This window comes from Pseudoalteromonas sp. Z1A2, from assembly GCF_011378755.1.
Lineage (GTDB): Bacteria > Pseudomonadota > Gammaproteobacteria > Enterobacterales > Alteromonadaceae > Pseudoalteromonas > Pseudoalteromonas distincta.
This window is the reverse complement of record NZ_WTKX01000030.1, coordinates 26,478-47,543: the sequence shown is the minus strand read 5'-3', so window position 1 is coordinate 47,543 and position 21,066 is coordinate 26,478. Positions and strand designations below refer to the sequence as shown.

General features: G+C 39.4%; 20 protein-coding genes and 1 tRNA gene. 9 read left to right on the top strand and 12 right to left on the bottom strand.

Annotation, left to right across the window (positions count from 1 at the left end; all coding sequences use genetic code 11):
• Positions 1–288 precede the first annotated feature (288 nt).
• Positions 289–1,173 carry a hypothetical protein gene (locus GQR47_RS17425; protein ID WP_154903467.1) on the top strand — a complete coding sequence of 295 codons (885 nt, stop codon included), beginning with the start codon at positions 289–291 and terminating at the stop codon, positions 1,171–1,173.
• Positions 1,174–1,432: 259 nt separating this feature from the next.
• On the opposite strand, the gene GQR47_RS17420 is transcribed toward GQR47_RS17425, so the two are convergent.
• The 3 genes from GQR47_RS17420 to GQR47_RS17410 form a co-directional block, all read right to left on the bottom strand.
• Positions 1,433–2,515, bottom strand: coding sequence for an endonuclease/exonuclease/phosphatase family protein (locus GQR47_RS17420; RefSeq protein ID WP_154903466.1), 1,083 nt, complete (start codon positions 2,513–2,515; stop codon positions 1,433–1,435).
• Positions 2,516–2,538: 23 nt separating this feature from the next.
• A complete protein-coding gene (locus GQR47_RS17415) occupies positions 2,539–2,901 on the bottom strand; it encodes a hypothetical protein (protein WP_002958080.1) in 363 nt (120 codons plus the stop codon).
• A 76-nt stretch (positions 2,902–2,977) separates the two neighbouring features.
• On the bottom strand, positions 2,978–3,226 hold the full coding sequence (locus GQR47_RS17410; protein ID WP_024595124.1) for a TIGR03643 family protein: 249 nt from the start codon (positions 3,224–3,226) through the stop codon (positions 2,978–2,980).
• Positions 3,227–3,349: 123 nt separating this feature from the next.
• On the opposite strand from GQR47_RS17410, the gene GQR47_RS17405 reads away from it, so the two are divergent.
• From GQR47_RS17405 to GQR47_RS17395, 3 genes are all read left to right on the top strand, one after another.
• Positions 3,350–4,039 (top strand): transporter substrate-binding domain-containing protein, encoded by a 690-nt coding sequence (locus tag GQR47_RS17405; RefSeq protein WP_154903465.1) that lies wholly within the window; start codon positions 3,350–3,352, stop codon positions 4,037–4,039.
• A 29-nt stretch (positions 4,040–4,068) separates the two neighbouring features.
• Positions 4,069–4,725, top strand: a complete 657-nt coding sequence (locus tag GQR47_RS17400) for a YoaK family protein (protein ID WP_154903464.1) — start codon at positions 4,069–4,071, stop codon at positions 4,723–4,725.
• A 74-nt stretch (positions 4,726–4,799) separates the two neighbouring features.
• Entirely contained in the window at positions 4,800–6,860 is a 2,061-nt protein-coding gene (locus tag GQR47_RS17395; RefSeq protein ID WP_165724209.1) for a TonB-dependent receptor, read from the top strand.
• Between the two features lie 7 nt (positions 6,861–6,867).
• Here the strand turns inward: GQR47_RS17395 and GQR47_RS17390 are convergent, their stop codons facing one another.
• A complete protein-coding gene (locus tag GQR47_RS17390; RefSeq protein WP_154903462.1) occupies positions 6,868–7,662 on the bottom strand; it encodes a helix-turn-helix transcriptional regulator in 795 nt (264 codons plus the stop codon).
• 106 nt (positions 7,663–7,768) lie between these two features.
• Between GQR47_RS17390 and GQR47_RS17385 the strand changes: the two genes are divergently transcribed.
• Complete coding sequence (locus tag GQR47_RS17385) at positions 7,769–8,965, top strand: MFS transporter (protein WP_154903461.1); 1,197 nt, start codon at positions 7,769–7,771, stop codon at positions 8,963–8,965.
• Here the strand turns inward: GQR47_RS17385 and GQR47_RS17380 are convergent.
• From GQR47_RS17380 to GQR47_RS17365, 4 genes are all read right to left on the bottom strand, one after another.
• A complete protein-coding gene (locus GQR47_RS17380; RefSeq protein WP_154903460.1) occupies positions 8,954–9,175 on the bottom strand; it encodes a hypothetical protein in 222 nt (73 codons plus the stop codon). The genes GQR47_RS17385 and GQR47_RS17380 overlap by 12 nt on opposite strands.
• A 97-nt stretch (positions 9,176–9,272) precedes the next feature.
• Positions 9,273–9,686, bottom strand: coding sequence for a GFA family protein (locus GQR47_RS17375; RefSeq protein WP_007377055.1), 414 nt, complete (start codon positions 9,684–9,686; stop codon positions 9,273–9,275).
• A 234-nt stretch (positions 9,687–9,920) separates the two neighbouring features.
• Positions 9,921–11,213, bottom strand: a complete 1,293-nt coding sequence (locus GQR47_RS17370) for an amidohydrolase (RefSeq protein ID WP_002958068.1) — start codon at positions 11,211–11,213, stop codon at positions 9,921–9,923.
• 399 nt (positions 11,214–11,612) lie between these two features.
• Positions 11,613–12,602 carry a fatty acid desaturase gene (locus tag GQR47_RS17365; RefSeq protein WP_154903459.1) on the bottom strand — a complete coding sequence of 330 codons (990 nt, stop codon included), beginning with the start codon at positions 12,600–12,602 and terminating at the stop codon, positions 11,613–11,615.
• Between the two features lie 391 nt (positions 12,603–12,993).
• Here GQR47_RS17365 and GQR47_RS17360 point away from each other — a divergent pair.
• Positions 12,994–13,078 (top strand) — tRNA-Leu (locus tag GQR47_RS17360).
• A gap of 218 nt (positions 13,079–13,296) precedes the next feature.
• Here GQR47_RS17360 and GQR47_RS17355 read toward each other — a convergent pair.
• The 4 genes from GQR47_RS17355 to GQR47_RS17340 all read right to left on the bottom strand — a co-directional run bounded on the left by GQR47_RS17355 (position 13,297) and on the right by GQR47_RS17340 (position 17,592).
• Positions 13,297–13,770, bottom strand: a complete 474-nt coding sequence (locus GQR47_RS17355) for a VOC family protein (RefSeq protein ID WP_154903458.1) — start codon at positions 13,768–13,770, stop codon at positions 13,297–13,299.
• Positions 13,771–13,870: 100 nt separating this feature from the next.
• Positions 13,871–14,341, bottom strand: coding sequence for a GFA family protein (locus GQR47_RS17350; RefSeq protein ID WP_058154198.1), 471 nt, complete (start codon positions 14,339–14,341; stop codon positions 13,871–13,873).
• A 103-nt stretch (positions 14,342–14,444) separates the two neighbouring features.
• Positions 14,445–16,517 carry a catalase gene (locus GQR47_RS17345; RefSeq protein ID WP_154903457.1) on the bottom strand — a complete coding sequence of 691 codons (2,073 nt, stop codon included), beginning with the start codon at positions 16,515–16,517 and terminating at the stop codon, positions 14,445–14,447.
• Positions 16,518–16,758: 241 nt separating this feature from the next.
• Complete coding sequence (locus tag GQR47_RS17340; RefSeq protein ID WP_154903456.1) at positions 16,759–17,592, bottom strand: mechanosensitive ion channel domain-containing protein; 834 nt, start codon at positions 17,590–17,592, stop codon at positions 16,759–16,761.
• Between the two features lie 368 nt (positions 17,593–17,960).
• Between GQR47_RS17340 and GQR47_RS17335 the strand changes: the two genes are divergently transcribed.
• From GQR47_RS17335 to GQR47_RS17325, 3 genes are all read left to right on the top strand, one after another.
• On the top strand, positions 17,961–18,347 hold the full coding sequence (locus GQR47_RS17335; protein ID WP_154903455.1) for a hypothetical protein: 387 nt from the start codon (positions 17,961–17,963) through the stop codon (positions 18,345–18,347).
• A 329-nt stretch (positions 18,348–18,676) separates the two neighbouring features.
• Complete coding sequence (gene gss, locus GQR47_RS17330; protein WP_154903454.1) at positions 18,677–20,539, top strand: bifunctional glutathionylspermidine amidase/synthase; 1,863 nt, start codon at positions 18,677–18,679, stop codon at positions 20,537–20,539.
• Positions 20,540–20,674: 135 nt separating this feature from the next.
• A complete protein-coding gene (locus GQR47_RS17325) occupies positions 20,675–21,043 on the top strand; it encodes a DUF2237 domain-containing protein (protein WP_024605487.1) in 369 nt (122 codons plus the stop codon).
• Positions 21,044–21,066: the final 23 nt, after the last annotated feature.

Below are 21,066 nucleotides of genomic sequence, written 5' to 3'. Positions count from 1 at the left end.
CCGGCAGCCACACTTTTAGCAAGCAACGCAAAAAGCCCGCCAGTGCAAGGCGTATTAGGCGAGCGTTAACAATGTCCGCAATTGGCACTTTCCTGAAGCCTGCTGTGAGCGAGAAGCAGACGGTCGAGTAAGCTCGTTTTTGGACAGTAGTGAGTTAGGCAGAAAGGTCGGTTCTGTGATATGAGCAGACATTGAAGATTTTTAATGTATGAAGTCAAGCTTTGACACCAAACGCTCTTATAAATTACTAAATTTAGCAATGAATTAAGTTCCAGCTCACAGATAAGAATGAAATTTGTTATGATGCTAAAAAAGAATAATTTAAGTAATGTGATGACTCAGATACCATACTGGTTAACTATTAATTCTAATATACAAGGTGATATTACCGATTCGGAATACCTTTCATTTTTCAATACTAATAGTGTAAGAGATGGTGAATCTCCATTGAATGAATATGGGAAAGTATTTGTCGATATGCTTTATTCAGTGGGCTTTCCTCCCAATGATAAAATTTGGGTATTTCCTAAAGCTTCTCTGAACAATGAATATTCTCATCAAGTAGGCCAATTATTCGTTTTGCTCATGAGGATTAAGAGCGATATTGCACTGTGTAATCACGGCACTATTACGATCGATGACTATGGAGTTCCCGTTGACTGGCAACCCCCAAATCCTACTTTACAAGAGACAAGGTATACGATTCGTAAGCTTTTGTTAGAAGATACTGATGACACTTTCCTATTGGCAAAAAATATTGCTGAGCGCTCTCTATTTAATGAGTGTTTTAACCAACTTAGTTACTTGAAAGAATTGAGGTGTACAGACCCATTTCTTGGGTACTTGGGTCTTTGGTCATTTATTGAAATTGAGTGGGCAGATAACCCACAGAAAACAGATATGAAAAAATCTCTGAAATCTTTGCTTGATGTCGTTTTTCATGACAAGAGAGAGTCTAAAAAAGCTTTTAATACAAGGCTCAAAGATATATCTGCAGAAGTTGGTCGGACTATGGGTGAATATTCGATTCGTAATCTTTTAGCACATGGAAAATACCATAAAGTATCAAATAATTGGGATGGGGAAAGCACCTCAGAGTTTCATGCTGTTCACGATGAACTTTATAGAATTATGCTTGAAGGCCTTGGAACGAAGATTATGAATAACACCTAAAATATTTATTGCATTTATAGAGGTAGGTGTAGCAACGAAAACCATATAACTCAATTACAGCTACTCGTTCAAAGCTAAGCTATAGAGTATTTACGTTAACTCATTTTGAGGCAGAAGCGAGTTACGGCTGATAGTCGGCTTATGGCACTTTCTAGCCACTCGACAACATAAACGTGGTAGTCGTGTTGTTGCTAGCCAATTCATTATTTTTGTCGGATGGCGTGGCTTCGCCACTTATCCGACCTACACTGCCTAATAGCTATAACTCTTCCTCAAACCTCGGCACTTTTCGCTTGTCTGCCTTATTCATAGCAAGCTCTTGGATTTCTTCATGCTTTAGATCTTCGGGTTTATCTTCTAGTGACTCCTGATTAGCGTTTTCGTAAGAAAGCTCAGTAAGGAGTGCAAAGTGATCAGAGCCATACTTAGCTAAGCGCTTAATACGCTTTACTTTAAAGCCTTCGCTGTGAAATAAGTGATCGAGCGGCCAACGCATAAAAAAGTAGCTTGCATGAAAGGTGTTATAAAAACCACGGCCTTTTCGAGGGTCTAAAAAGCCACTTATTTGCATAAACAAACGGGTGCTACGCGACCATGCTACGTCGTTTAAATCACCGGCAACTATGGTAGGTCGTGTTGGGTTTTTAAGTGCTTTAGCCACCATTATTAGCTCAGAGTCGCGCGGGCGCGATGAGTCTTCTTCGGTCGGGCTTGGTGGTGCGGGGTGAATAAAGTGACCTTGCATTTGCAGGCCTTCATCGTTTTCAAACAAAATATGAATTGAGGGAATATCTTCTTCTATTAGCTCACATATTTGTGCATCGAGTATTTTAAACTTGCTGTATAAGTGCATGCCATAACGATTATCTTTAGGGCATTCTATGTAATACGGGTAATTTTTTTTAATGACTGATAATTTATTTTCCCACCAGCTATCGCTCTCAAGCGTAATAAGTAGGTCGGGTTGGTGCTCATCTACAAGGCTAATTAGCTGCTCGCTTTTATGGTTCGACATCAGTACATTTGCCGACATAATTCGTACGCTGTGGTCTATATGCTTTGGTGCGCTTTGCACTTCTTTTTTAGCAAGCCACGTATACGGGTAAATCCATTTACCTTGTAAAATCATTATAAGTAATGAGGTTAAGGCTATAAACACGTAGCCTATTGCGCTACTTTGCCATAATAAAAACAGCGATGTAACGGCTACAAAACTGGCAATATAAAATACCTGTAAGCGCACAAAGTCGCAGCTACGCACTAAGTAATGCTGGCTGTACGACATAGGCAACAAGGTAACCAGTAAAAAAAATCCAATAATTATAGCCAGCGCAATAAGCATTTTAATATCCTTATAAAGTTAATTTAGCGACTTAAAATTGAAAGTATTTCTCGGGTGTCGTGCACCATATGGATAACTGTACGGTCTATTTCTATACTCACTGTACCATTATCTCTAGAGCGTTCAATCACTCTACCTCGTTTATATAAATCACGATCTAAATAGTCGCCTCTGTGGTAGCTTTTACTTAGCCCTGGTGGCGTCCAACCTGCGCGAATTAACTGCTTAGCCTCTTTTTTAGAAAGGTAGTCATTGTCGTTGTGTTTATGTGAATGATGCTTATTATGGCCGTGTTTATGACCATGCTTATCTTTATGCGGTTTTGCGTCTGCGCTTATTGAACATAAAGCCAATGCTATTAGTGTTGTGTATGTTAGTGCTCTCATAAATAATCTCTAGCGTAATTAATAGCTAAAGGTTAACAAATACGGCTGAACATCATATGAAACAACTTACACTTATTTAACGTTGTTTATATTGTGTTTTACAGTGGCTTCGCATAATAGCGGGATCGCGTAATTTTAAGTGTTTTGTTTTACGACCAGCATGGCGTTTACGCCACACTTTAAAACTGCCTTTTGAAATATGTTCGCGCATAAATACCACCAGCTGCGGGTATTTTAATCCGTATAACTGCTCTATTGCCTCAAAAGGGGTTCTATCTTCCCACGCCATTTCGATAATGCGTGACTGCTGCTCTGCGTTAAACATGGTATATCTCACAAAATTTAACTTATACGCTAGGTAAAAATACTTAGATCAATGCAATTAAGCTCAGTAACTGTATAATTGGCGTTCAATTTATGTATTTTAAAAGATATCGAATTTTTATTTATGCGCGCAATATTTCTGTTTTTAGCTTTAACTTTACCTTCATTATTACTTGCAGCGCCAAGTAAGACTTTGCGCTGCGTAACAACTCACTACCCGCCTTTTACTATATTTGATGAGAAAAGCGATACGTTCACAGGTTTAGATATTGAATACTTAACCTTTATTGAGCGTAATTTGAATCTTAAAATTGACGTAATTCATCTGCCATGGGCGCGCGTTAAAAAAGAAATGGCGCTGGGCTACTACGACTGCTATTTCTCTTTGGCCAATACAGAGGAACGAGCAAAGTATTTAGATTTTACAAGCGTGCCCTTGCATACTACTAAGTATGGTTTATTTGCTTTAAACAAAGATAAACTACTCACTGACGATTTATCAAATACCCCAATAGCGATGCTACGCGGTGTTGCTGTGCCTGAGGTTATTGCTAAAAAGTATAAACTTGATGAGAATAATCTGCTTCGCTCACTTTCAACTAAAGACACTTTTGAGCTGCTAGAAAAAAATCGCGTTGAATACGCAATAACTAACTATCAAGCAGGTTTGTGGTACTCAAAGGAATATCAAAACGTATACGCTAGGCAGTTCAATGAGTTTACGTTTCCTACTTACATTGCTTTTAAGCGTAGCGTAATAGATACAAAATTAGTTGATGAGCAAATAAAGCGCTTTAAAGCACAAACTCAATAATTAACACTGTACACGTTAAGAGATAACCAATGTTTACAAAACTACCAAAGTGGGTTGAATATGGCGCGTTTACGCTCGCATTTATAGCGGGCATAGTAAACGCTGTAGGCTTATTAGGATTTGAGCACCAGGCTATTTCGCATGTATCTGGCTCTGTTACTTTTCTTGGTATTAAAGCAATAACTAATCCCAGTGCTGCTTTATTGCTACTTTCAATAATTATTAGCTTTATGTTGGGTTCGGCACTGTCGGGCTTTTTGCTCTCTGGTGGCTCATTAAAACTTGGTCGTCATTACGACACTTTGCTTTTTATTGAAGGATTGCTACTACTTGCGAGTGCTTATTTACTCAAAAACACATTCGTTTACGGCATTGTTTTAACGTCTGCTGCGTGTGGGTTACAAAATGCGCTAGCAACTAATTACAGTGGTGCTGTTATACGTACGACACATTTAACCGGTATTTTTACTGACCTTGGTTTAATGCTAGGTAAAGCGCTTAAAGGTGAGCAATTTGATATCCGTAAAGGCGTTATGTTTTTACTCATTATTGCAGGCTTTTTACTAGGCGGTATAACCGGCTACGTTTTATTTAAGCATTACTTAGTGCTGGCTTTGGTATTTCCTGCTGTGGCTTGTTTTGTTTTATCAATTACGTATCGGGTTTATAGGTTACGTACGCTTTAACGCAACAAGTTTAAATGCATATTAAAACCGCATATTATAGAGGCAATGCAATATAGATTACTTTCAAGGAATGTATGAAACCTTATTTTTTGCCGCTGATATTACCCATTAGCCACACCGCGTTTGCCGATAATCAAAACAATGATGCAATAGAAACCATAACAACTACGGCATCACGTATTGAAGCACTATCTACCCCACTCCCTTTATCAATAAGTACACTCAGCGAAGCGCAGCTAAATAGCATAGCGCCTACCCATATTGAAGAAGCCCTGCAACGTGTAGCAGGGGCTAATATTCAACGCGGAAATGGCCAAGAGTATTTACCCGCACTTCGCTCTCCGGTACTTTCGGGCGCTGGCGCTTGTGGTGGCATATTGACTTTGGAGGATGGCATACCACTGAGAGCCGCTGGGTTTTGTAACATAAACGAGCTATTTGAGGCGCACAGCGAAATGGCGCAGCGCATTGAAGTACTAAAAGGCCCTGGCTCTGCACTTTATGGCTCAAACGCTGTGCATGGTGTTATTAATGTAATAACGCCCGACACCACACAAGGCGGTGGCTTAGTTGGTTTAGATTATGGCTCGTACGGTTATACTCGCTACAAATTACGCGCAGGGCAAGATTACGGCAACAGCGGTATCGGCATTAACGCAAGTGTTACCGACGATAGCGGTTACCGCGACGACGAAAGCGTAGAGCAACAAAAAGTAAATATTCGCCATCGCTATTCAAATAATAATTTATTACTTACCTCAGGCCTTACTTATACAAATCTTGATCAGCAAACTGCGGGATTTATTACAGGCTTTGAAAGCTATAAAAACGAAGACCTCGCGCAAAAAAACTTTGACCCTGACGCATTTAGAAAAGCACGCGCATTTAGAGCATGGAGCAATGCAACATGGCAATTAAATAACAATGATGTGCTCTCGACTACGTTATATTTTCGCGACCAAAGCATGGACTTTTTTAAGCACTTTTTACCCGGCACACCGCTTGAAAAAAACAGCCAAACAGGTTTTGGCGTACAATCGCTTTATCAACATAATTTACAAAGTAATATAAAAATAAACCTAGGGCTTGATGGCGAATACGCGCAAGCCGACTTTACTCAAAGCCAAAACGAGCCCACTCAAGGTTCTGCATTTTTAGTTGCTACAGTACCACAAGGTAAGCATTACGATTACGATGTAAACGCCACGCTTTATGCCCCTTTTGCATCGGTTGATTGGCAATTAAATAAATGGTTACTTACCGCAGGTGTGCGCTACGAGCATATGCAGTACGACTACACCAATAATATGCTAGCAGGTAGAACAAAAGACGATGGCACAGAATGCGGCTTTGGTGGCTGCCGATACAGCCGCCCTGAGAGTGGGGAAAATAGTTTTAGTAATCTATCGCCAAAGCTTGGGGTTAGTTATCAGTACAATACAAATAACACGCTTTATGCAAACTTTTCTCGCGGTTACAGAGCGCCACAAGCGGCTGAACTATACCAATTACAACGCGAGCAAACTACTGCAAATTTAAGCGCCGAAATAGCCAATAACGCAGAGCTGGGTATTAAAGGAATTTACGAAAAACTACGTTATGGCGTGTCGGTTTACGCTATGAGTAAACACAATACGATTTACCGCGATAGTGACTTTTTTACGGTAAATAATGGCAGCTCTCGCCATCGTGGTATTGAGCTTGAGCTTGACTACCAGCTCACTAAGTCGCTTGCGCTTAACTTTGCTGGCACTCACGCAAAGCATACTTACACTAACAACCAAATACTTAACGGTTTAAATATAAACGGCAACGACATAGATACCGCGCCGCGTAATATTGCTAATCTCGATTTAACATGGCAGGCATTAAACAACGCGCAATTTGCTTTGCAGTGGCACCGCGTTGGTAACTACTACACCGACCCAGAAAACTTAAATAAATACCAAGGGCATGATGTTTTAAGCCTACGCGCACAGTGGCAAGTTACTAGTAATCTTGAGCTACTTGCTCGTATTATTAACTTAACTGATGAGGCCTATGCAGAGCGCGCCGATTACACCAGTTTTACCGGCGACAGATACTTCCCGGGTAGGCCTCGTAACGCGATGCTTTCGGCAACTTATACGTGGTAATGCTTATTTAAAGGCTAAGCTGATTTAAATCGCTCATGTATTTCATGGGCGACTTTTTCATTACCTTTTTAAACATAGTAATAAATGCACTCACCGACTCATACCCTAATAACTCCGACACCTGCTGCACACTTTGCTTATCAGAAAGCGCTTTTAAGGCTGTAATTATATGCAATTGCGTACGCCATTTTCCAAATGTCATACCGGTTTCTTTTTTAATTAACCGCGCTAATGTGCGCTCAGTTAATGCAAACTGCTTAGCCCATTGTGGTAGTGTTTTTCGGTTGTTTGGCTTGTTTATAAGCTGATCGCTCATGGTTTGAATTACCTCGTTTTTAGATAATACAAAATCCAGTGGTTGTACGGGCATATCAATAAGTTGATCAAATAACACCTGCGCTAAACGCGCTGTTTTACTATTTAAAGTATAGTGCTGATTATGCCCAGCCAACTCACACATTAGCTCTTTAACCAACGGCGTAATAGCTAACGTACAGGTATTTAGCGGCATACCGTTTTTACTACTATCAATAAATAAATGACAAAGCTGCGCGTTATCAGACGCCCTATTGCTATGCACCTTTTGTGCTGGGATCCAAATTGCACTGTGCGTGGGCACCATCCACATTTTGGCCGATACTTCACACGTTACATACCCATGCAGCGCTAAAATTAATTGCCCTTTTGGATGGGTATGTAGTGGTATTTCGTGACTTGCATGGGCATGCTCTATTTTGGCTATTATGGGCTGCGCCATAGTTTCAAAATTTTTAATGTCGTCCCAACCAATTGCATCAAACATAGTTTTGTCTGTTTTTAGTTATTTAATGTCATTATCTCTAAATTATAGTTTTTACTAAGCCTTTATACTAGCGCCCATTAAGTATTAGCTTTAATGGTCTTCCCTTTTGTTAAATAACACACCTAAATCACGCTTTGCTGGCATATTACTTGTGCTTGGCATATTACTTATTGCCGCAAATTTACGCGCCACATTTACAGGTATTGCACCTGTGCTTGAACAAATTATTAATCACTTTGGGCTTAGCGCATCGCAAGCTGGTTTTTTAACAACACTGCCACTCATTGCCTTCGCGGTTGCATCGCCAATGGCGGCAACTCTTGCTAAAAAGCAAGGGTTAGAGCGCACCTTGTTTGTGGCTTTGTTATTTATACTTGCAGGGGTTGCAGCGCGGGTAATAAATACCTCAGCCATGCTTTTTGTAGGTACCGCTATTATTGGTGTGGGCATTGCCATCGCAAACGTATTATTACCAAGTTTAATTAAGCGCGACTTCCCTGCAAAGGTTGCGTTAATGACCTCAGCCTACGTGCTTACTATGGGCGTGGTGTCGGGTGGGTTTTCTACTTTAGTATTTCCGCTTAGTCAGTTAAACGGATTAGGATGGCAACTTGCGCTGGGCTCATCAGCTCTTATTACTTTGGCGAGCATTATTGTATGGATGTCGCAATTAAGTAAGCACACAAAACCCGCGAGTATTGCTCAACACACTGACACGTCAAAAAGTGTATGGCGTTATTTACTAGCATGGCAAATTACCCTACTGCTGGGCTTAAACTCGTTTTTAAATTATATAATTATTACGTGGTTACCAAGCATATTAACCGAAACCGGTCACTCAGCTACCCAAGCAGGTGCTTATCATGGTGCTTTTCAAATAGCGACTGCATTACCGGGTTTAATATTAATTCCGTTACTTGCCAAATTAAAAGATCAAAGCGCGCTTAGCTTTATTTTAGCCATGTTGAGTGCACTCAGTGCATTGGGGCTGCTTTACATGCCTAGCTTTGCTTTTGTTTGGACCCTAATGCTGGGCTTTTGCTCTGGGGCATGTTTTATATTGGGGCTGTCGTTTATTAGTTTACGAACTGACGATTCGCAACAAGCAGCGTCGCTTTCAGGTATGTCGCAAAGCGTAGGTTATTTGCTCGCGGCTATTGGTCCTATGCTAGCTGGTGCATTACACACTACAACAGGCAGTTGGAGTGCGCCATTGTGGTTGTGCGCTATTGCCGGAGTACTGTGTGCTTTATGTGGTTTGGGCAGTGGTAAAAACACCACTTTAGCTAAATCAGCTAACTAGCTGCTGTAACCACGAAAATAAACCAGACGAAGGTTTACTACTCGCGTGCTTTTGCTCATAGCGTTTATTCGTTACTTCGCGCTGTTCGCGGCGCTCTTGTGCTAAATTAGCTTTTGCAGTAAAACGCAAGCGCTGCTCTTGAGTAAGCTCATCATTAAAACTAATGGCTGTTTTTTTCACTGCTCGGCTGCTTTTAGGTGAACTACACATATTATTCTCCAAATGACTGACTTATAAGTAGACAGTCATTTGGTTAAATAAATTTCAAACCGCTTACTAAAAAAGTAATACTGATAACCCCAAATAACTAGTTTTGTGGGGTTGTATCAAACGCAGGTACTTCGTGTAAGCCGCTCAACCAGCTCAATGTTGATTTAGCCCAAATTTGTGCTGTTGGCGTAAACTGATCACGCTGATCAACTGCACCAATACGCAAGCCATATACACGGTCAGCTTTAGCTTCGTTAGTTGCATAAAGTGTTGTACCACATGTGCCACAAAAACCTTGCGCACGCTTGTTACCACTTTGCGCTGTTTTAACAAACTCTTTTGGCTCACCTTGGGTAAACACGACCGAATTTGGCTCTGCAATTATGACTGCTCTAAATGGGCCGCTCGACATACGTTGGCAATCGCTACAATGGCAAACAAGTGCGTTGTTATTTTGAGACTTTGCTTGGTATTTAATTTCACCACAGTAACAGCTTCCAGTAATTTCCATTATTTAAATCCTTAATGCTTATGAAGATTGAATCGAGATATAAGACCGGCAATATCGATTCATTATTTTTAAAATATAAAAAACTGCTCGCCGGTTCATTTGTATGTTCGGTTAGATTTTTAATTTTTGAGAGTGATTTTTTAAAAGTTGAGCAAGTGCTAAAAACATGATCCGATGTTTTAAATAAAACAGCAATACCACGTTAAGCTAATAGCGTAACGTGGTCTGTTTAAGCTATCTTTTATGTGCGTTTAAATAATCAACAGCTAACAGGCTGAGCGCCTTAGTGCCTACTTTAAACGATGATTCGTCGGCATAAAAATAAGGTGAGTGATTACTAGCCACTGTATTTAAATCTTGCTCACTTGGTGTGCCGCCTAAAAATACAAATACACTCGGCACTTCTAATGCGTAAAACGAAAAGTCTTCTGCGCCGGTTATTTTTCCCATTTCAACTACGTTTTCATTACCTGCTGCTTTTTTAAGGCTAGGTAACATTTGCGCAGTTAACTTTGGGTTATTAATCGTTACCGGATAACCTTCGTGAATGTGTACCTCTGCAGTTGCACCTGACGATTTAGCAATGTGCGTGGCTGTGGTTTTTATTTTTTCAAATATTTGTGCTCGGTTATCCATATCAAAGTTACGAATTGTACCTACCATTTCGACTTCTTCAGGAATAATATTATTACGTACCCCACCCGCTATCTTACCAAACGAGACAATAGCAGGCTCTTTGGTAATGTTGATTTGGCGACTAACAATATGATTTACGCCTGTTACTATTTGCGCAGCTGCGGCAATGGGGTCAACCCCAGTCCACGGTGCAGAGCCGTGTGCCTGCTTGCCATGTACTGTTATTTCAAACCGGTCTGCACTGGCCATTGCTGGGCCACTTCTATAGCCAATTTTACCGCTGTGCAAACTAGATGTTATGTGTAACCCAAAAGCAGCTTCTGGTTTGTATTGTTTAAATATGCCTTCTTTAAGCATTAACTCAGCGCCCCCCTCTTCCCCCTCAGGTGCGCCTTCTTCTGCAGGCTGAAATACAAACATAATATTACCGTGTAGCTCATCCTTCATGTTTGCAAGCACTTGTGCAGCGCCCATTAGCATAGCCACGTGCGTGTCGTGCCCACAAGCATGCATTATGCCTACATCTACACCACGGTAATTGGTGGTTTTAGTTGATTTAAAATCAACATCTGCTTTTTCAGTAACTGGCAGCGCGTCCATATCTGCGCGTAGCATTACTGTCGGGCCAGGCTTTGCACCTTTTAATAGCCCCACAACACCTGTATAAGCAATCCCTGTTTGTACTTCCATACCCAGCGACTTTAAGTGCTTAGCGACAATACCTGCTGTGCGGGTTTCGCGATTTCCAAGCTCAGGGTTTTGATGAAAATCACGTCGCCAATCAATAACCTGTTGCTCTATCTTTTTAACTTGCTGATCAATGTTTGCATTGGCATTAAACGCACTAAGGGCAGCAAAGCCCAACGCTATTGAAATTAGTGATTTTTTCATCCTGTTTGTCCTTATTATATTTATTGGTTTTATAATATTGATGAGCACGAACCCTTATGTATTATTGAGAACATAATTAGTTTGCTCTATAACCACTATTACTGAAGGCTCTACAATAATCAATCCCATTTAAGCTAGATGCTCAACTATGAAGGGCCACTTCACTTTTCACTGGTTTTATCTATTTTTAGTTTAAAGTTTTAGCGCTAATTAAGCCTACCACTTTTGCTTTTGTTGATTTAAAAATGGCACTAAATAGTCCACCAAAGCGCGGACAGTTGGGCTTAATAAACGTTGCGATGGATAGAGTAAATTCACGGGTAATGGGCTTGGTACATAATCGCTATTCAAACTATAAAATAAGAATAGCAATGTAGAACCTCCTAATGTTGGAGGTAATTATTTATAAGCATTCGCATTTTTAATGCTGTCAAAATCATTAAAGCGCACGTTGTGCTGCGCCATTACTTTAAGTATTTTTTTACTTAGCATTTGGCGTAAATAAAACGGCTGATTTGGCACAAAATGATGAATGGTATGCGTTTTACCAAAGTTAAAACAAAATAAGTGAAACGGCATAAATAAACGACTCGTTAGTACATGAGTTTGTTCAAGTATGTTATTAACGCCACCATAGTAATGCATGCTTGAGGTAACAAAATTAAGCGAACTTGAACGAATAATATTAGGCACAATGAGCACAACCATTAAAAATTCAAACACATCCATTGTACTTAACAACCAACTAGGTGAATTTAGCGAAAGTGGTATAAATAAATCAACAATATGAAATAAAATAACGCTATATAAAACAGCAAAATACGCAGTCGCTATCGGAAATCCCGCATTAAAAACACTCGAAAAACTAAAGCCATTAATTTCTTTTCTAAAACGTTTAGTAGAAATAATTAGCCCTAATAACCCATCTACAATAACTAGCGCACGTAAAAATGGATTTTTAATACCGTTTCCCACCAAGCGTTCTTCTAGGTCTTGTTGTGTGCCTGAGGTTTTGTGATGGTGTAAATGCATTTTACGTCGGTACCATGGGCTAATAGTATTTGGCCGCATTAACCATACTGCTAACATCATTAAGTTATGCATGAAAGGCTGATTGCTAAAGTATTGTTTATGTATAAGGTCGTGCTCTAACTCATGGGAAATAGACGCAGCAATAGCCGCAAGCACTATACACACCCAAGCAGGTATTAGGGCTAAATAATATAAAACACCAACACCAATTAATGCGCTAAGCGACAGCAATAAAATAATTAACCCTAAGGTATTTTGATGTTCAAGTAATGGGTATTTTTGACGAAGTAATGCTTCTTCTGCCTTAATAGCTTTAACAATCGATTGAATGTTCTGTTTGGCACTTAATTGGGTCATAATTAATGTCTTAAAAACCTTGTTGTACAAATAATACCTGAATCAAGCGCAAAATCGGCATAAAGCAGGAATAATTATTATAATACGATTCACTATTATCAATAGTTCAATTGCTTATTTATTCAATCGCATAACAGTTTAATAGTACTCATAACCCAAAATATTCGCTTTATATATCAGCCCAAAAAGACTTAAAAAATTCACCGATGGAGTCTCCTTGCTATAAACGATTAATTATCAACCAGTTGTTTATGCAAATAAAAGAAAAGGCTTGCCGCCCCCTCTTTTGTTTGTATAATGCGGATACAGAATAAGAGGTATATAAGTATCCTTTTTATTTTAAGTGGTTTTTCTTTATCTTTTTATGCTTAAAAGATTAAAGAAAAATTATGCCAGCGTGATGAAATTGGTAGACATGGGGGATTCAAAATCCCCTTCCGAAAGGAGTGCCGGTTCGAGTCCGGCCGCTGGTACCACTTTTTGAACCTCAGCTAATTATTGGCTGAGGTTTTTTTATGCCTAAAATTTAACTAGTAATCTATACCACTTCGCTTTACTAAGTGAGCTACTTTTAGGTAAGAAAACCGTGTCGATAACAAGGTAAAACCTAGTTAAGCTGAAGCAAAAGCTACAAGCCTTCCATTAAAGCCATCAATGTAATTAGAAAGGTACATAAATCTAATTAGCATGCGAGTTATGCGTCTTGCTCTTGATTTGTTATATTCCCAATTCGATTGTTTAACTCTTCGTCACTAACATCTTCTTTATGTGTACCAATGATCCATATATGACCAAATGGGTCTTGTAGTGTGCCGGTCCTATCACCATAAAACTGATCATGTACGGGTCTTATTTCTGTTGCACCAAGCTCAATTGCTTTTTTAAACACGGTATCAACATCTTCAACATAAAGCATAAGGCTTAGCGCTGTACCACCGAGTTCTTTTGGGGTTTTTAAATGCTCTTCAGAACCATTATCTGAAAGCATAATATGCGAATCACCAATTATTATTTCTGCATGGGCTATTCCACCATCAGGTAAAGGCATCTGCATTACGTGTTCAGCACTAAATGCATCACAATAAAAATCTATCGCTTTTTGTGCGTCATTCATAATTAAATAAGGTGTAACGGAATGAAACCCTTTTGGTATTGCTGAGACTGCCATAATATTCTCCTTTACTTACGCGGTGATTTTTAATATTTAATTAACTAAATATGCGTTTAATTGCCCCTAAATTTAAGCTTAGCTCATACAAAAAATTGCGTTACTTTTCGAGGTTTAAACGCTTATGCCAAGCAGCAATACTTTCATCAGGGTATTCTTCAAACTGCTTGTCACCTTCATTAATGGGCGCATTTACCCAATTTGCTTTACTACCAAGCATTAAATGAGTGCGCTCTGGCGGTATGGGTAACTCACTATCTATTGCACCAGCAAAGGGATGAACTTGCTCAGGCCAACGTGCATCGTATAACCACAAGTTAGCACTACAATGCTTACAAAAATGACGCTCTGCAGGGCTGATTTTATCGCCTATTTTTGCATGATAAATAGTTATGTGTTCACGCCCTGTAACCTCAAGCGTGCTGTATTGCGCGTTTAAATTAATAACAAACCCGCCACTCCCTGCGGTTTTACGGCATATAGAGCAGTAACATAAATTGTAAGGATAAGGGTGTTTTGAGTTGACCGTAAATACCACTTTGCCACAGTGACAAGCGCCATTAAGCTTCATAATATATCCAATATTTATTGTTGGCTTGAACTAATACCTTAACTAGGTGAGCTAAAAAAAACCACAACAATTACATGCTGTGGTTTTTTAATTATTGAGCTTACTAACGCTCCCAATATCTTAAATTACGCAATGTATTTATAAATTTATCGGCTGAATGTGCCTCTAAATCTATCCAACCATCATCTACTTTTCCATCAAGGCCTGCCGCTTTAAATAAAGGCTTAGCCTCATTTGTAAAGCCTATAAATTTCATATGTGCATACGCATCACTTACAAAGTCTTTAGCTTCTGCTATGGCAGCTAGTTTTTCAGCTCCATCTTCGGTGGTGAGTACAAGTACCGCATCGTATAAAACCGATGGACCACCATTAATAACCTGATCAGCTTTAAAGTGTTTACCTTTACTGCATTTAGCACCGCCAACTTGCGGGGCAATAATTTCAAAGTTTGCACCTTCACTTTTAAGTGCATTGGTAACCGATTCAAAAATTTCTGCATTAAAGCCATCACTTACTAAAATACCTAATTTACGGCCTTTGAAGGTGTTGGGCGCATTTTTCAAAATACTTAACGCATCAGATACAGGTAAGTCTTTACGTGTTGGCATTGCAGCTTCTGCCGGATCTGGCATTTCTTGCAAGCCAAGTCCTTCGGCAACTTTATTTGCGAGGGTTTCGTCAATATTTAACAAGTGCGATACCAAACGTTCTCGTATTGGCAAATGCTCAACTTTAGACAGCTCAAACACGTACGCAGATTGAATATGCGCCTGCTCTACCTCTGTTTGACTTAAATAAAATTGACGAGCTTGACTGTAATGATCGCTGAATGTTTCTGAGCGATAACGCAGTTTATCACCGCCGTTTACTTCAGGTTCCTTTGAGCTTTTAAAGCCATGTACTGGGCATTCGCGCGGGTTGTTTTCGTCGCCGCTCCATGAGTTTGGCTCATAATTAACACGCCCTTTTGGATTGTGCATTGCCATGTGGCCATCTTGCTGAAAATGACGCATTGGACATTTAGGCGCATTGACCGGAATATGCGTAAAGTTAGGACCACCTAAACGCTTGGTTTGGGTATCTAAGTATGAAAAGTTACGACCTTGCAGTAGCGGGTCAGGTGTAAAGTCGAGCCCCGGTACAATGTTTTGAGTACAAAATGCTACTTGCTCTGTTTCTGCAAAAAAGTTGTCTACAACACGGTCAAGCACCATACGACCAACAATTTGCACTGGTACTTGCTCTTCAGGTATAAGCTTGGTGGCATCAAAAACATCAAATTCAAATTGATCAGCAAATTGCTGATCAAACACCTGTACACCTAGTTCCCACTCAGGGAAGTCGCCGTTGCCAATAGATTCCCACATGTCTCTGCGATGAAAATCAGGGTCCGCGCCGTTTAGCTTAAGTGCTTCGTTCCATACTACAGATTGCATTCCGCCTTTTGGTTTCCAATGAAATTTAACAAATTTTTCATCACCTTTGGCATTAATAAATTTAAAGGTATGAACACCAAAACCTTCCATAAAGCGTAAAGAGCGTGGAATAGCTCTATCAGACATTGCCCACATAACCATGTGCATTGACTCAGGTGACAAACTCACAAAGTCCCAAAAGTTATCATGTGCTGTTTGCGCCTGCGGAAAACCACGATCAGGCTCGGCTTTAGCGCTATGAATTAAATCAGGAAACTTCATTGCATCCTGAATAAAGAATACCGGTATATTGTTACCCACTAAATCCCAGTTTCCTTCTTGGGTATAAAATTTTACCGCAAAACCGCGTACATCACGTGCTAAATCTGGTGATCCTTTATTACCTGCAACCGTAGAGAAGCGAGTAAACACAGGCGTTTTTTCACCTTTTCGCTGAAAAATATCTGCACAGGTTAAATCTTCAAGCGTGTCGTAAGTTTCAAAATATCCGTGTGCACCATAGCCTCTAGCGTGCACTACACGCTCAGGAATGCGTTCATGATCAAAGTGAAAGATCTTCTCGCGCATTATGTGATCTTCTAATAATCCGGGGCCACGTTTGCCCGCACGTAATGAGTTTTGATCGTCACTTACAGGGCAGCCCTGCGCGGTGGTCATGGTAGGGTGTTCATCCGACGCTTTTTGATGCAATTCGCCGCCATGCCCTTTATTACCTGAGTATTTAAATGATTCAGCCATGTTTAGTCCTTCATACAGTTTGATTTAATGGGTCAATAGTTTTTATGAGCTTTAAAGCTAAAAGCGACTATGCAAATGCAAAATAAAGACCAGCCATCCAACCTAGTAAAAAAGGGCTGTACAGATAACAATGTAGTATTTGAGATGATTTATAAAAGAAAAAGTTACACAGGTATGTAACTTTTTCACACAAAAAAGAGCACTTAAAAGTGCTCTTAGGTTTATGCATTTTTAAATTTAGTTAATCTTTATTCTCGTTAACTAAAATAACTTTACGATGTGGGAAAGGTATTTCAATGTTGTTGTCATCAAGTGCTTTTTTAATTAACTCTGGCACAGTGTAAAGAATATCGAAGTAATGCTCGCCCTTACAAAATGGCCTTACTAAAAAGTCTACTGAGCTGTTGTTAAGTGTTTCTACTTCAACAAAAGGAGCTGGATCTTTTAGTATATGTGGGTGCGCTGCAAGTACCCCATCTATAACTTTACGTACAACCGTTGTATCTTCACCGTAAGCAACACCAAAATGCATATCTACACCACGAATTGGATGATGTGAATGGTTTATAATTTGCGCGCCCCAAATTTGACTATTTGGTATAATAACCTGTTTATTATCGAACGTTTGTAAAATAGTAGTAAACATATCTACTTCTGTTACTTTACCAAAACGCCCTGCAGCCTCAATAAAGTCATTCACTTTATAAGGTCTAAATATTAGCAACATAACGCCTGCGGCAAGGTTCGACATTGCACCTTGTAACGCCAAGCCTATAGCAAGTCCCGCAGCACCGAGTAAAGCAATAATAGAGGCTGTTTGTACACCAAAGCGATTTAACACAGCAATAATAACGAACGCTAATATGATGTAGCGAGCCATGCTGCCTAAAAAGCGAAAAAGCGTATCGTCAAGATGAGTGTATTTATGACACAAGCCAATAATTAAATTGCGTACTTTGCCCGCTAACCATAAGCCCGCAAGTAAAATTGCAATTGCTAGTAATATGTTGGTTGCCCACGTAATTGCAGCGGGTAAATATTGATTAATATCAATGTTGTTTATTATGTCTTCCATTGTTTTTCCTGTTTTAAAACTTTTAGCTAGTTTTGCTATGCCAAACGCAATAGTTTAACAAAAAATTAACTAAAGTACGGATATAGGAGTATTTTAAAACATAACGAAAGAGCGTTCCCCTCAAAACATGTCATCGCTCATGTAAATCTTTCAACACATAATTTTGCTTTACCCCTTGGTTTATAGCTTAAATAATTAAACTTTAACTAGTTCATAAATAAAGCTAATACCCGAGATAACCCTCGGTTAACTCTCTTAATTTTCTAATTATTGCTGGCACTCATCTATCAATTTACCGATAATCTCACCTAAGCGCGCATATATTGGCGAGACATCACAATTGGATGAAATTAAAACAAAGGATTATTATGAAAAATTACTCAATTTTAGTTACAGCGGTAGCACTTACTGTACTTGCTGGTTGTTCAACATCTGTTGCAGTAAGAGACTTTGAACAAAACCCTATTCCGCAAACATCAACAATTACCAACAGTGAAGCTGACGTAGAAAAAGGTATTCTAAAGGCATGTATTCAGCTTGGTTGGAAGTGTACGCCTTTGAGTGAAGGTAAAATAAAAGGTGTACTGGATATTCGCACACATCAATTAACTGTCGATATTGCGTATGACAAAACGGCATACTCAATCAACTATAAAGACTCTATTAACTTAAACTACAACGGCAAAAAAATTCACCGCCAATATGTTAATTGGGTATCAAACCTAATACGCCATATAGATGCTGAAATGATTTAGCAGCGCGTTAACCTGCTTTACATATTATAAAAAACACTAAATATGAATAATAAAAGTGGAGAAGTTACCTATAGCTTCTCCATTTTTTAGTTGAGATTTAAACAGTAATAATTACGTCAAAAATATTGCTAACTTTCAACCAGCTAAAAGTCAAAAGGTACCAAACCTTATACTATTAGTAAGAGTACTCTCCCATCTTTCCACTCTTTAATGAATGAGTAATTTTTTACTTATCCCCCTTCGTAAAAGCATATTTTATATCTTGCCATAACGCAGTTTGGCTCATATAGTCAGCAAATTATCACACCTTATTTTGAACATCTTTGTTTATGAAATCTTCTGCTAGTGATTTTGGTACTTTATTAGGTTATGCACCTGGTAATGTTGCTGTTTACTCATCTGATTATGATACGGCTGATGAAAGCATTTATCCTAATCGTAGCGCCTATCGTAGTTACCTAGACGGTATTTACATGGGCTATAAATGGCAATGCGTTGAATTTGCCCGTAGATGGATGTACCTCAATCATGGTTATATTTTTGATGACATAGCCATGGCTTACGATATTTTTGAGCTGCGTTCAGTGCGCGATGTAAATAGCCAAAACAGATTGCCACTAAACGCGTTTAAAAATGGTGCTAAACATCACCCTCAAGTAGGTAGTTTACTTATATGGGAAGAAGGCGGCGAGTTTGAAGAAACAGGTCATGTTGCTGTCATTGTTGAAGTGCATGAAGATAAAATACGTCTTGCTGAGCAAAATGTAGGGCATCAAATATGGCCAACAAATCAAAACTGGTGCCGTGAACTAAAAGCAAAAGTAACTAAAGATGGCGACTATTGGATTGAGTGCTCTTACAGCGACGCCACTATTTTAGGTTGGATGACACAAACTGATGAAACAGAATATGCTGAGCCAACGTTTGAGCTAAACACTGACTTATTTACTATAGAAGCCCATAAAGCAGCAGATACAGGCCAAGCAAACAAGTCATGGTTAAATATTGCGAATGACGATGAAGCTGCCTACGTAGAAATGATGCAAGGCCATAAACTTACATCCGTAGATGAGGATCAGCATAATTACTTTGCAATATCTCAAACGGCGCAGCAAAGCATTGAGCATGCAACAAATGAGCTGCATGGCTTATTTATGCATGCAACCGACTATGTATTGCAGCACCCTGAGTTATTAGAAAAGTTTAATTTACCCGATGTTGTGCTTAATAAAATTCGCCAATCGTGGGATAACCGCTTAAACCAATTAATTACCAGCCGGTTTGACTTTGCCTTAACAGCAGCAGGTTTAAAAGTTTACGAATACAATTGCGATTCGGCATCGTGTTACATGGAAAGCGGCAAAGTTCAGGGTAAATGGGCAAAACACTTTGGCGTTAAAACAGGTGTAGATGCAGGCCAAAATTTATTTAAAGATCTCGTAAAAGCATGGCGTAAAAGTGAGGTAAAAGGTCTTGTTCATATTCTGCAAGATGATGAACCAGAAGAACATTACCACGCATTATTTATGAAAGAAGCTATTGAAGCCGCAGGCTTTGAATGTAAGTTAGTAATTGGCTTAAGCACACTTTGCTGGAATGAGTCAGGCAACATAGTAGATACTGATGGCGCACAACTGAGTTATGTATGGAAAACGTGGTCGTGGGAAACCGCACTTGATCAAATTCGTGAAGAATGCGAAGCCGACCAATCATTAGGTGATAACTTTGAACCACAATTCAAAGCTGGTGAAACGCCGCGCTTAGTCGATGTATTACTGCGTAAAAATGTCATGGTGTTTGAACCGCTGTGGACATTAATTCCAAGTAACAAGGCTATTTTGCCAATACTGTGGAGCTTATTCCCTAATCATAAATATTTACTTAATACCGCGTTTGAGCTTAACGACGAGTTATTACAATCCGGTTATGTAGTTAAACCAATAGTAGGACGCTGTGGCGCTAATATTCAACTTATTGATGAGCAGCAGCAAGTTATAGAAAAAACAATGGGGCACTTTGCAGAGCAAGACCAAATATACCAACAACTATTTGCACTGCCTAAAGTAGACGACTACTTTGTACAAATATGTAGTTTTACAGCCGCCGGTAAATACTCTGGTGGTGGCGTGCGTGTTGATAAAAGCATGATCATAAACGGTCATAGCGATTGTATGGCGCTGCGTATTAAATAATAAACAATACTAAGCCCGCAATTTGCTGCGGGCTTAAGTTTGTGTAGCCCTTCCCTCTTTTAAGTTTTATAGCTATCTCAAGCGAGTTACTCCTGTTAGAGTAAATTTATTAAACACCACAAATTAAGGTATTTCATGGCGAATCAATTTAATGTACTCGGCACACGCTTAAAACTATGTTGCGGTAATGGTGGCTACACACGTGAAGGGTTTTGTTATGTACCAGAATCAGATCTTGGCAATCACAGTGTGTGTGCAATTATGACTGATGAATTTTTACAATTTTCAAAATCACAAGGTAACGATTTAATAAGCCCGAACCCTCTTTACGATTTCGAAGGTTTAAAAGCCGGTGATAAATGGTGCTTGTGTGCAGTAAGATGGCTTCATGCTATTTCAGCAAACGTTGCGCCACCAGTGGTGCTTGAGGCTACAAATAAAAAATCATTAGAAATAGTGCCGCTCGATGTTTTAAAAGCGCACGAATACATAGCCAACGTTTAAATACACCTAAGAGTAACTAAATC

What these genes read in the sequence shown, in the direction of transcription:
- GQR47_RS17350 (WP_058154198.1), bottom strand. Translation starts at nt 14,341, where the DNA reads ATGAAGCTTAATGGCGCTTGTCACTGTGGCAAAGTGGTATTTACGGTC.
- GQR47_RS17340 (WP_154903456.1), bottom strand. Translation starts at nt 17,592, where the DNA reads ATGGAAGACATAATAAACAACATTGATATTAATCAATATTTACCCGCT.
- GQR47_RS17390 (WP_154903462.1), bottom strand. Translation starts at nt 7,662, where the DNA reads ATGTTTGATGCAATTGGTTGGGACGACATTAAAAATTTTGAAACTATG.
- GQR47_RS17405 (WP_154903465.1), top strand. Translation starts at nt 3,350, where the DNA reads ATGCGCGCAATATTTCTGTTTTTAGCTTTAACTTTACCTTCATTATTA.
- GQR47_RS17375 (WP_007377055.1), bottom strand. Translation starts at nt 9,686, where the DNA reads ATGGAAATTACTGGAAGCTGTTACTGTGGTGAAATTAAATACCAAGCA.
- GQR47_RS17345 (WP_154903457.1), bottom strand. Translation starts at nt 16,517, where the DNA reads ATGGCTGAATCATTTAAATACTCAGGTAATAAAGGGCATGGCGGCGAA.
- GQR47_RS17400 (WP_154903464.1), top strand. Translation starts at nt 4,069, where the DNA reads ATGTTTACAAAACTACCAAAGTGGGTTGAATATGGCGCGTTTACGCTC.
- GQR47_RS17410 (WP_024595124.1), bottom strand. Translation starts at nt 3,226, where the DNA reads ATGTTTAACGCAGAGCAGCAGTCACGCATTATCGAAATGGCGTGGGAA.
- GQR47_RS17395 (WP_165724209.1), top strand. Translation starts at nt 4,800, where the DNA reads ATGAAACCTTATTTTTTGCCGCTGATATTACCCATTAGCCACACCGCG.
- GQR47_RS17370 (WP_002958068.1), bottom strand. Translation starts at nt 11,213, where the DNA reads ATGAAAAAATCACTAATTTCAATAGCGTTGGGCTTTGCTGCCCTTAGT.
- GQR47_RS17425 (WP_154903467.1), top strand. Translation starts at nt 289, where the DNA reads ATGAAATTTGTTATGATGCTAAAAAAGAATAATTTAAGTAATGTGATG.
- GQR47_RS17325 (WP_024605487.1), top strand. Translation starts at nt 20,675, where the DNA reads ATGGCGAATCAATTTAATGTACTCGGCACACGCTTAAAACTATGTTGC.
- GQR47_RS17380 (WP_154903460.1), bottom strand. Translation starts at nt 9,175, where the DNA reads ATGTGTAGTTCACCTAAAAGCAGCCGAGCAGTGAAAAAAACAGCCATT.
- GQR47_RS17365 (WP_154903459.1), bottom strand. Translation starts at nt 12,602, where the DNA reads ATGACCCAATTAAGTGCCAAACAGAACATTCAATCGATTGTTAAAGCT.
- GQR47_RS17335 (WP_154903455.1), top strand. Translation starts at nt 17,961, where the DNA reads ATGAAAAATTACTCAATTTTAGTTACAGCGGTAGCACTTACTGTACTT.
- GQR47_RS17415 (WP_002958080.1), bottom strand. Translation starts at nt 2,901, where the DNA reads ATGAGAGCACTAACATACACAACACTAATAGCATTGGCTTTATGTTCA.
- GQR47_RS17355 (WP_154903458.1), bottom strand. Translation starts at nt 13,770, where the DNA reads ATGGCAGTCTCAGCAATACCAAAAGGGTTTCATTCCGTTACACCTTAT.
- gss (WP_154903454.1), top strand. Translation starts at nt 18,677, where the DNA reads ATGAAATCTTCTGCTAGTGATTTTGGTACTTTATTAGGTTATGCACCT.
- GQR47_RS17420 (WP_154903466.1), bottom strand. Translation starts at nt 2,515, where the DNA reads ATGCTTATTGCGCTGGCTATAATTATTGGATTTTTTTTACTGGTTACC.